The sequence below is a fragment of the Paenirhodobacter hankyongi genome, assembly GCF_003664585.1.
Lineage (GTDB): Bacteria > Pseudomonadota > Alphaproteobacteria > Rhodobacterales > Rhodobacteraceae > Rhodobacter > Rhodobacter hankyongi.
Genome location: NZ_RCHI01000031.1, coordinates 1 through 11,680 on the forward strand (window position 1 = coordinate 1; position 11,680 = coordinate 11,680).

Genomic DNA, 11,680 nt, shown 5'->3' on the forward strand with positions numbered 1-11,680 from the left:
CCCAATGGTCACCGGTCGCGGGGTGGAGCAGCCCGGTAGCTCGTCAGGCTCATAACCTGAAGGTCGCAGGTTCAAATCCTGCCCCCGCAACCAAAATATACCACGCAATAACAGCACGTTACGCGGCACCTCTCGGGGTGCTGTTTTGCGTTGCGGCAAGCGATCGTAAGCGTTGCATCTGACCCCCTGATTGCCCTCTAAAACTGACTGCTTCTCGTCAGCTACTCTGCATCCGAACGATGATCGGAGGCGACTATGGCGGAACGTGAAGTCTGGGGGTTCAAGATCCGGACCTCCCCGTCGGGCAAAAGGATTTGGCCGAGCGAGCTCAAACGCGAGGCGACCAGGCGCCTTCGGGAAGATGGCATGTCACCTGGAGATGTCGCCGCCGAGCTGGATGCCCACGAATGCCTGGTGAGAAAGTGGTGGGTCGCTGATCGACGAGAGCGAGGCGAAAAGATCTCCGTCGATGGGCCAGCCTTCGCGCAGATATCAGTCGAACCGACTGTCGCTCCGACCGCGCCCCAAAAGGCCCCTGCAGGTAATGGCTCAGCAGGCTCTGCTCATCTATACGTGGGTGGGATCTGCCTCCAGTTGCTGGTTCGCAGAGAAATCGGCACCCGATTGCGTTAAGCTTCGGCACCTAATTGCGTGACCTTCGGCGCCACCCAACGACGGAAGAACCGCCCTCAACGTCAGCGAAGGCGAGAAGCGCGGAGACCTCAATTATCGCAGCGGTTCTCGCCTTCGCTGTCATTGCGAGCGGCGGAGACAAAACGGCGATAAGCACGCGATCGAGGATGAGACTCACGGTCCGCCTAGGGCGGGAACGGTCGTTCGCTCTAGGCACGAGGGGATCCTAGATTCGCCGCGGAAGCGGACATTCGGCTGGGAACTCCGGCTACATCGCCGATGGACATGAAGGGCGGAACGCAGAGGCACGCTGCAGCCTGCGATAACGTGCAACTCACCCCCATTCGATATGGCTGACGACTTTGCATTCCTTCTTGGGGTTCATCAGATTGTCGATGCCAGCACTGATGTCGTAGCTCACCTCGCAAGGCGTTTGATCATCGACAGTGGTCGCATGCAAAAGGCGATCATGAAAATCTTTCCGATATTGCGGATTGTATGGTTCGAGATTCAGCTGTCCGTAGAGCCCCTTTCCGGAAAGCGCCTTTGCGAGTTTTTCTCCCTGCACTTTCTCGGGCATCTCGTAATTCGTTTTGGGGTTCCATTGTACAGTCAACCGCCTGATCCGCACCTTGCATTTCTTTAGTTCATCCAGGAACGTTTCTAGCCTTTTGAGATTGCGTTGTTCCTTGACGCAATAGGGATCTTCAAGGCGCAGATCGACCTGTCGGCCAGCGATTGCCTCGAAGATCTGACCGAAGTTGCGGGGGCTACCGGGTTTGAATTCGAGTCTCTTCAGCTTCACGTTGAAATGCTCGAGAACCGAACCGCATGTATTCATAGTGTCGACATTTCGCCCCAGCCAACTGTCGCCTAATGGCCTGCTCCCCTTGTGCGAAACCCCGTTCAAGGGCCCCGCGAAAACCGTTTCGCCATCGATTCCACCCCAATACTCTTCCACGGCTTGGGGCTTGACGACGCTGAGCCGCGGCGCCGCCTCGATCAACTTCGCGGCTATCGTGCGGACCTCGATCTGCTTGTTCCGTTCGTATTGAACGAGCCCTTCGATCAATCGCCGATCCAGCGCGGTAGAGGTAGCGCCAGCGCGCTCGGAATTCTCCGAAACAAGCAAATAGAGCTTTCGGCTTTCATCATCATCGAGCCAGCGCCGCACCGCACGCAAGCTGGATGTCGCGGTTTCGGTGTCGAGTGCCCCCCAAAGCCGCGACGCAGCAACCACCACAAGCTGCGAGTTCTCGAACCGCATCGGTAAGGTTTCGGCACTCGTGTTGGCGAGCGGCACGACGTCGGCGGGTGCGTGTGACGGATGTGGCCGGGTTTGCGCCAAGAGCGACATCAGCCATTCCAGCACCGGGTGCCGGTTCAGCTTGTCCCAGTATTGCTGGTTCGAAAAATCGTTCAAGCAATGCGAGCAGCTCGATTCACAGGCCTCGCCGCGGTCGCAATCCAGGATCTGGGCTGCCTTGCCAATCAGGGCGCGCGCTGAAAACCGAGGTTCCTCAGGGTTCAGAAGGCGACGGCAATAGCCCGCTCCCCCCGGCGTTGCGTCGGAGAGAATGACCACAGCGCTTCCAGTCGGAATTTCGGCGGTGGACCGCACGTCGCGCGGGTCGGTGCCTAGCAGATCCGTCGCGGCCAAACGGAGCGCTTCGGAAAGCGTGCGGATAAATCCTTCACGCGCAGCTCTATTTTCCCGTTCGGTTCCCCCGTCGAACTGCGGCAGGGGAAAGCTGAACCGGATCGCGCGCAGATCGGTCTCGAAGATATGAGCGAGGTCGGTCGGCCAACCCAGCTTGTCGACCGGGCAAACATCCCCCGTCCGGGGATTGGAGTGCTTCTTCTGTATCTCTTTGCCAAAGGCGAAGTCACGGGGGGTGGGCAGGGCAAATTCGCATTTTGGGCAACGAAGATAGCCTTTTCCCGCCGGTCCCCGGTTGGCGATGAACATTTGCCCGGCCTTTTCGCCGCCGCGCGGAACCGCAGGAGCAAAGAAACTGTCCACGCCGTTCAGATCGGAAGCATGAAAATCGGTATCAGCGGCCTGCGTCAGCAAACGAGCCTCATCCACGGGGCGCACTCTGAGCCGCGTCGCTCCCGGATCTCGCCCATTGCGGTCGGAGTAGGCAGTCAGAAAGCCAAAGGGGATGATGAAGGGCATTTTTTGCGAGGTGGGGCTCGCTCCGCATTGCGGACATTGCGCGGCAAAGCCCTCCTTATCGTCGTGGCGTTCGACGTGATTGCAGTTCGCGCAGATCCGGTAAAACCCCTTCTCCGTCCACGCCTCGACACCATTGAGCGAGCTGCGACGTGCGATTCCCGCACTCTCCCAGATCCGGCCTCCGGCGACCACTTCGGCGCCGGGCGCGTATTCGGCGATGGCCAGGCTTGCATCTCGGTCGAGCTGTAGCGCGCGGCTATCGCTGCCATATGCGTTTCGTTCGTTGACGATCTCGAGATGGATCGAATGCACCGGGAAGCTGTAGGTCGGAATGACCGCTCCACGCGACAGGCTTTCGACGACGAAGCGGTCGAGATAGAGCTTCATATCGTTGAGGCGGGCAGAGCCACGGTTTGCGGCCTTCTGACGATCCGAGGCTTCCGTGGCGGCATTTTGTGCCGCGAGCGCGGCCTCATAAGCCTCGTGCATGTTGCGCCAACGCCCGGCGATGATGGCAAGCCACCCTTCCATCTTGGCGAGGAAATGCTGCGTAAGATCTACGCCGCGCAGCCCTACCGAACGCAGGTCGGCGGGCAGCGTTTCTACGAGCGCATCCGCATTTTCGCGGACCGCGCGCGACGTTTCCGAGGCCAGCCAGCTGCGCAGATCCGCAACCAGCGCCTTTTCCTTTTCATCGGTGAGCGTTTCGCCGAGAACATCCCGCAACCGCGGTGCCCCAGTCTTCGTGGAGCCTCGCAGGCGAAGGTCGAGCCAGCCGGAGAGCAGCACCGAAACCTGATGGCGACGGAAGAAGTCGGGGTTGTCGAGCGTCAGATAGGGCGGTGCGGGCCGTGCTTCGAGATAGGCTTGCAGGTTCTGAAAGCTGGATTGGTCATAGCGGCTCGATCGCGCCATCATCAGTGCGATCGGTGCCACTTGCGCCCGCCGGCCGGCACGGCCTGCACGCTGTTGGTAATTTGCGATCCCCGGCGGCACGTTGCGGCAAAGTACCGCCTCCAGATCTCCCAGATCGACACCCATTTCCATCGTTGTCGTGCAGCTGAGCAGGTTGACCTCGCCGCGGCGGAACTTCTCTTCGATTTCGGCACGTTCAACCACGCCGATCGCGGCGGTGTGCTCCCGAGCGATGGCACTGCGTGGAGTGGAGCGGTAACGCTCGAGGTAGTGGTTCGTCCGCTCGGCGGCCGCGCGCTCGTCAGGAGGGATACGCACGGTTTCACCCGGGCATTTCCACGCCGAACACTTGCCGTCGAGATCGACATGCGAGATCGCGCCGCAGGTCTTGCAGCGCCACAAGTTTCCTTCGCGGGCAGGTGCCATGCGCAAGGCCGCGAGGTTGAGCACATGCCCGTGCCCACCGGGCTTGAATAAGCCGAGAACAGGCCGTGTAGCGGCACTCCAGAACGCCCCTAGCGCGACCGCAACCTCTTCTTGTGAAAAGCCGAGCTGAGTAGAGAGCAGCCAGCTGATGCGGTTTTGCGCGCCCGGCGCCGGGCGCAAGGTGTGCAGGCGCTTCGAAGCCTGAACCCGCGTTTCTGCCCAGGAAATGTCTTTGCTCGCCTTGCCGGCACCCCAGACGGAATCGTCTGTCAAATCCAGAACGCCAAGGTCATTGATGGCGCGTGAATAGCGGATCTGGTCTAACAGAAAACGCGCGAGTGCCTCCGCCAGATGTCGCTTGCTTTCTGGAAGCGCTGCGCCGAGCTTTTGCGCGATCTGGCTCTCACCATTGTAATGCACTTCGAGCAGGCCAAGCGTTTCGAGCGAGAGCCGCAGTGCCCCGCTGCACAGCTCGCTCGCGATCAACCCCATCAACCGGTCCTTGGCCTGCACCGGCGCCTGCGGCTCGGGGTTGCGGCGGTCGTAAAGCTGGAACCCCTCCTGCCGCAATTCGCGCCAGACCCCCTCCTTGAGACTGTCGAGATCAAGCAAGTCATTGCCCGCGCGATCAAGCGCGCGCACCATCGCTGCCCGAAGCGCCTGATCGCGCGACGTGCGTTCGAAGAAGGGGGCGAAGAAAGCCGCATCTTGCCGGTTGTCGGCGAAGACGAGCAGGTTACGCCCTTTCATCGGCGCATCGGAGTCCCGCCCCGAAGGCACCGGCAAGGCTTCGATCAGGGCCTGTGCCGCAACCGAAGCCAAGGCGTCGTCACCTGGATTGACAAGCGTGATCGGCTCGGCGAAGCGCCCCCCTTTCTGACCGCAGGACGAACAACGCTTCACATAGCTGCGCCGTTCTTCGTCGTCTTCGATCATCTCGGCTTCTCCCAGGCCGAGAAGGCCATCGGCAGGCCCGGAAACAATTTCCCCCGTCTCGGGGTCGAACCAGAGGAGGTCGAGCGCTTCCGCCTCGTCTTCCTCTTCGCCCAGTTCCTCGGCATCGTCCTCGAAGGCGCTCTGCCCTGCACCAACGAGGCGCAAGACGCGTCTCTTTCCCTTGGGAGCGAGATCTGCGCGCGGGTGCAGAAACGCGCCGTCATCCCATCCCTCGACATAAGGCTCGCCACAGTTGCGGCAAACATGAAGGGGATAGGCTGGCACCTTGTCCACATGAGAGCCCAAACGGCTCACGATCGGCGGGCCTGTCCAGTGCTCAGCCTCCTCCGCCGACAAGCGCAGTGCAATGCCCTCAACCCCGGAGGCGGCAAGATGGTAACGCGCCGGCAAGAGCGGAAAGGCCCCCGGTGCAGACGGCTTGGCCAGAACCCCGAGCGCGACAAGAGCCGTCAGCGCATCGCGTGCCTGCGCGGGATCATCGTCACCAAATACAAGCCGAGCGAGCCCTTCGAACGGCAAGGAGCGCCCCATCAACACCGTCGCCGTGCGCCGCACCTCGCGAAGGCCGGCCAGCTTTTCGGTTAGCGCATCGCCGAAACTGTCGCCCGAAAGCACCATCTCCGAAAGCTTCGCTTCCTGCACCGCGAAGTTCCAGTCTTCGAGCAGGTAATCCGCGTTTTCGTCGGCAAAAGTCCCCTTCGAACGTAGATCGTCGATCACGTCGCCGATCTTGCCCCAAACGGCAGGGCTGAGAGACTGCGTCGCTTCGCCGGTGGTCAGCAAGGCATGTTGTTTGCGCTCGGAGGTGATGATCGCTCCGTCTCCGCTGGGGAAAGGCTCACCGAAGAGGTTTTCGGCAAAACGCGCCAATTCATCGTGCTTTTCGGAATTGAGGCTTGCCGACGTGCCCACACAACGTAATGTGCCGGGCGCAAGGCCAAGTCGCGTTTTCAGCTTGCGTAGTAGGAAGGCAACCTCGATTGCCTGTGCGCCGGTGTAGGTGTGGATTTCGTCGAGCACGATCCACTTCAGATCGGCATGCGACAAAAGCTTGCGGTTGCGCGGCAAGAGCAGGATGTGCTCGAGCATGGCGTAGTTGGTGATCAGGATATGTGGCGGCGTTTCCAGCATCTCCTCGCGCGAGAGCAACCAGTTTTTCGGCACGCTCTGAGCCTCGGGGAAGTTTGCCTGAAAGGTTGGTGTGTCGAGCAGCTGGTTTTGCACCTCTTGGCGGGTTTCGTTCGAGCGCACCTGCCCAGTATAGCGCCCCAAGGTAATCCCCTGGTCGCCGAGATCGGCAAAGAGCAGCCGCGCGATGCGGTGCATTTGATCGTTGACGAGCGAGTTGAGCGGATAGACGAGAATGGCCCGCACGCCGGGGCGTTTCAGATCCGGGTCACGCAGCAGCGTGTCGACAAGCGGAAACAGGAAGGACTCGGTCTTGCCCGAGCCGGTGCCCGTGGCGACCAGATAGTTCTCGTCCAGACCGATCGTTGCAGCCTGATGCAGGTGCAGGGGGCGCTCGTAAATCTTACGGCTGTTGGGCGATTTCGCCATGGCCGCCCAACCCGGGTGCAGTGTACCTTCTGCAACCAGTTTGGCGAGCGAAGCCCCCTTCTCGAAATCGGGCAAGCTTTCGACGAAGGGGCCTTTCACCAGGGCCGCAGCCCCGACCGCTTGCGATACCGCCCGTGAAAGCAAGGGGGCGCGCGCATTCGATACCGCAGCGGCGGTGGTGGTGTAGCGTGCCAAGGTGCCGCTCAAATTGCCTTTGAACGTGAGCGGATCGAGTTCGAAAGTCATGGACGCACCTTGGCGAGTTGCCACAAGAGGAGAAAGTAGAAGAAGAGTTCCGGCGCGAGGCGCAGCAGGAAGCCAAGAGAGGCGAGCACGTCTTCCCTGCGCAAGCCGAGGTCTTTTGCCGTCGTTTCGACGAAGCTTGCCGCCTCACCCCGGCGACTGGCGCGGGCAAATTCCGATAGTGTCACTGCAATCCAAAGGTCCGTCTGCACTGGACAATCGTCGGTCGCGTTGCGTTTGGGCATGGGCGGCCTGAAGGCGGTATCGGTGCGGTTCCACACCCCGTCGACGAGCGTGCGCAAGGCCTCGCGCCGACGACTGTTGCCACCGGTCTCCGGCTCCTCATCAACGAACAGTCGCGCCGCTTCGAGCCGTTCGACAAATTGCTGGAACGCCGCACGCAAATGATCGGGGCCGAGCAACGGAGTCCCGTGCCAAAACCACCCAGCAGCGGGATCGGTGTCGAAAATCGGAAACAGCTTGAAGAACTTTTCCGTTTTGAAGCCCTTCAACTGAACATCCGTAGTCTGCGCCTGCCTGCTGTTGTCGAACGCCATGAGGGCTTGAGCGTGCAGTAGGCCGTCGCGCAACCGAACGTTCGACAATGCCGCCAGTCGCGCCCCCGCGCGCAGGCCGTCATCGGGCAGCTCTCCCAGTTGCAGAAATGCAGTCGGTGTGGCCGAATACAGTCCGGCGTCGATTTCGACCGGATGCGCCAACGGCACCCAACTCGGCGAAGTTTCCTCCGCGGCAGGGACAAAAGACGCCGCAATGAGCAAACCCGAACCAAGCGGCAGCTCGGTGATGATCCTACCCAGCGAATGCCAACGCGGTACGAGTGTTCGCTCGAGGCCGGGATTTTGCCAACATTCCAACGCGTAACAGTCCGCCATCCAGCGGGACAGTGTTTCGAAACGCAACTTCGGCTGATCGCAGGCGGCGTCTTTGAGATCATGGCCGAAGGAAAGCGGGACAACAAAGCTGTCGCCTCGTGCATTGCGCAAGGGGCGCCAACTTTCGTTTGGGGAGGTGCTGTCGGGCCGCACGAAAATGCGGCCGATACGAAGCCCCGCCGTGCTGCTGACATGGTGAACCGACACCAGTACCTCACGCGCTCCTTCGCCGCGCAGTCGCGCCGACAGCCAGGCCGGCGGGGCCGAACGCGACGGCCAGCGCCCCAATGCCACCTCGTGGAAGCTGCGTTCGCCAATCTCGTTCTCAGTTTCGATGGCGATGGCATCGATGCGCGTCCCGAATGCGAGGCTTATCTCCAACCCATCTCGGATCGAACGCAGGTGGAACCGTGTCGGCTCCAGGACGTCGACGAGTTCGAACAGAACCACTTCGGCACCATTACCACGCCGAAGGATCACTGATGCACCGCCCCCTCGTCCAAGCAGATCGGAGATGGCAAGGTTTCGCGTCATCCCGAGCGCGAAAGGAGCCGCCTCATGTCGTGTTCCGATTTGGAGCGAGGCATTCCGGTCCGGGCAGTGGATCGAAATGTGACCATGCCGATCCGCTGCGCCGAGGCTGATGCGCGCACCGAGAGGCACGGTGCTTGCGGTGCCGTCGATGCGCCGGCGCTGCAGGGAAATATCGTTCCACGGCAATCGGAAACTGACCGTTTTCCCCTCGATACCGAAGACGGCGTTCGCGTGGGTGTAACCTCCCTTGGCATCCAGATGCAGCCCTTGCGGAGAGACGATCACGTATGAGGATTGATCCTGAAGGAAGTTCGTCGGAGCGGAGGTGGCGAGATAACTCGCTCCCTCCTTACGTTCGAAGCCGGGCCAAACCCAGGCACTGAGCACGATCCCGGTAGGTCTAGGCTCTGCGTCGCCGTTTGACGGGGCCATGAGTTCGAGCCGCAGACGCTGCGGATCCGGAGAGGGGGTCGACGACAGAGCATTAGAAAGCGGAAGGACGCCGCGTCCTTCGTCGATTGGAATATCGACCAACCATGTTCCCGCATCTGAAGCGATACGAATTTTTCGCATTTCACGCGTGGCAAGACCCGTTTCCACATGAATCATGGCGTCCGTGCCAAAAAGCTTGCCCGAGCTGCCGTCGGCAATTTCTCCACCCGAGATTATCAGCCGCCGCCGAGCTTTGGTGCGCAACGAAAGCCGGCTCGCACCAATAGTGAGTTCGGTGGGCCGCAGGCCGAGCGGCGCACGCTGCACATAGCAATCTTCGCCCAGTGAGATGGCGTCCATACCCGCGATGCTAAACGGCTGCCGTGCGGCGACAAGGGCATCGGATGTATCCAATTCGATATCGTCACCCCAGCCGACTTGGCGTTCGCTCAAGAACCGTCCGATGGTCATGTCGAACACCGCAAAGCGACTTTGATCGGAGAGGAAGTTCAACTCGAAACGGTGCCCATCTATTTCGCACACGATCCGACGAGGCCAAGGTTGCTCGAGTAACCAATCTTCGCCGCCCTTGAGGCGCAGGGGGCGATCCGAACCGTCGATGAAAACCGCAATGCGTCCCTGGGCACGCGGCAAGCGCAGCATGAGACCTTCGTCGGTCCAATGGAGTTTGGGTTGCACAACTGCCTTGTTGTAAGATGCCGGGGACTGTGTGCCGACCTGCTCGTCCCTGAAACAGTCGTAAAAGGTTTCTTCGAACGCGTTTTTCGGCGTGAAGCTCTCAGGAGCTTGTGCAATCCGCGCGTAAAGAGCTGCGTGCCATGCCGTTTCGTCCCAGAGGATCGCGCGCCGCGGCGTTTCGATCCCTTGGGGCAGGAAGTCTAGCGAGTCATCCTCCCAACGGTTGAGCGATACCGTCGTCTCGAGAGGCGGCGCCCCAAAGAGGTCATGCTGCCTGCGGAAGGCACGCACCAAGTGTGGCAGCTGCGATCTCGCAACCCCAGCGTGAAGCAGGTAGAGGTCAACCATCCGGTCGAAGCCCCGGCTGGGGAGCCCCATTCTGTCGCACAGCTGCACGAAGCTCTGGTGTAGATTACGGCGAGCGGTCTGCGTGTCCAATGACACACCGAGGGTATTTTCGATCAACCGGTAGACCTTGCGATCCTCTTCACCGTAATTGTCGTTGAGTGTGTGCGTGACAAGCCAACCGGAGAGGTAGCCAAACTCGCGGAACAAATTTGGAATTTTCTCTGGGTGGCCCCCGAGATAGGTTCGTGTGCATTCGATTGCGTTGGTTCGGTGTACTTCGGGAAGTGATAGCAGGCCAATAAAGGGTGGGGCGTTAAGGAGCTTCAGTTGCTGATACAGCATGAAGTTTGCGATTTTACACTCCATGCACAAAACTCCCCCAAGTTGAAAATGCTTACCGCAATTTGTGTGAAGGCTCATTCCGACCGCAAGGAGGAAATTCTGCGGCAAACAAAAGTTTCGCAAGTGACGTTACGGAAACATCTAGCAGTCACATCGCAGATCGAACAATGCCACGCGGTAGATTGACCAGCCGCTTTTAAGAACGCTGCGCCTCGAAACGCACCGTCGGTCGAATGACGGAAATGGGGCCGTTCCTGGCGTTGGGTCAAAGGTGGTACGAAAGATGGCTGACTCGGTCAGCGCACGTTCCGCGCAAAATTTAGGTTCACGCATGTTCCGAGCGGTGATGCTGCTAACGGGGCGGCCGTGGATCATCGCCTTTCGGGCGTTTCAGCCTGGCGGCATGTAGGGTCCAGCGGCAGCCATAGCTTCGGCCTCTGTCTGGAACGGCAGATGATCGCGGGGAATGGGGTTGGGGTTCTGCCAGTCGGTTTCACCAAGTTCTCTGAACCGCCTGATGGCGCCTTCGATCACGGTGCGGTCGATAATCGGAGAGGCAACGATGATCTCCAGTCCGATGCCATAGCGATACGAGCGGTCGAGCCGGAACGTCTCATGGATCTCTGGCGGGGTATCGCGCAGGATCTCTGCGGCGGCCCGCTCCTCATATTCCTTGACGGTCAGCCCCTCAAGCGCTGCATGGCGGCACGGTTCGGGCCGGATCAGCCGATAGAGTTTCTCCCGCCCGACGTAGGCCGCGGGGATGCACTTCCAGCGGTATTCCTCTTCCAACTCCACCTCGCTCAGGTGTGAGTACGTCTGTTCCACAGCGAGATTCTGAGTGCGATCCCAGAATTGCAGGTTGCCGGTGGTGATGCTGGCGTTCCAGATGCTGCGGCCATCGAGCCCCAGAAACAGAAAATCGAACCACTGCCTGTAGAGATCGGGGCGCCCCGGCTCGTCCAACACCAGATGGCTGGTGAACAGCCCACCGTATATCGGGGCGTCGCCACGGATCTTCCAGCGCAGGCGCACGAAAGCATCACGTTGCCGGCGTTTCGACAAGGCCGTGAACGGGGTGAAGCGGCTATGTTTGCGGCGTCGCAACGTCAGTCTCCTTGAGAGCTAGCCTGACGCTCCCGTACTTCCCGAGCCCCCTGCGTCCCGCCATTCGCATAGATCTGTCTGACCTTAATTGGCCGTCATGCCTTCACAGTCACCATACCCGTTCTTTTCCAGAAGCTCTCGCACGAGAACGGGGAATGGCTTGTCCTCTCGTTCTCCCCGGATCATCAACCGTGTCAGGTAGCTGAGCGGAACCCTGACCTCCAGCGTGCAATCGACATCATGCTCGGGATGCGCTTCGAGATGGCGGAGCCAGACCGTCAGGTTCGCCAGCGCCTCATCCTTGGGGAGCTCATCCCCCACGTGACCTGCTCCCCTGAAACGTCCTCGTTTTGAGGTTAGCCTGTTCTCCAACCAAGGAGACAGACGATGAAGAGAAGCCGTTTCAGCGAAGAGC

4 protein-coding genes and 1 tRNA gene are annotated in these 11,680 nt (G+C 60.3%); 1 reads left to right on the top strand and 4 read right to left on the bottom strand.

What is annotated here, in order from left to right:
- Nucleotides 1-16 precede the first annotated feature (16 nt).
- Nucleotides 17-93, top strand: a tRNA-Met gene (locus tag DYS74_RS18020).
- An 874-nt stretch (nt 94-967) separates the two neighbouring features.
- On the opposite strand, the gene DYS74_RS18025 is transcribed toward DYS74_RS18020, so the two are convergent.
- From DYS74_RS18025 to DYS74_RS18040, 4 genes are all read right to left on the bottom strand, one after another.
- Complete coding sequence (locus tag DYS74_RS18025) at nt 968-6,913, bottom strand: DEAD/DEAH box helicase (RefSeq protein ID WP_121535013.1); 5,946 nt, start codon at nt 6,911-6,913, stop codon at nt 968-970.
- The gene (locus DYS74_RS18030) at nt 6,910-10,182 is read right to left on the bottom strand and encodes a hypothetical protein (protein ID WP_147435539.1); all 3,273 of its coding nucleotides are present in this window, start codon (nt 10,180-10,182) and stop codon (nt 6,910-6,912) included. Before DYS74_RS18030 ends, DYS74_RS18025 begins: the two co-directional genes overlap by 4 nt.
- Before the next feature lie 366 nt (nt 10,183-10,548).
- Nucleotides 10,549-11,265 (bottom strand): hypothetical protein, encoded by a 717-nt coding sequence (locus DYS74_RS18035; protein ID WP_121535015.1) that lies wholly within the window; start codon nt 11,263-11,265, stop codon nt 10,549-10,551.
- Between the two features lie 84 nt (nt 11,266-11,349).
- The coding region (locus tag DYS74_RS18040) for a hypothetical protein (protein WP_147435540.1) at nt 11,350-11,680 on the bottom strand (331 nt) is incomplete at its 5' end.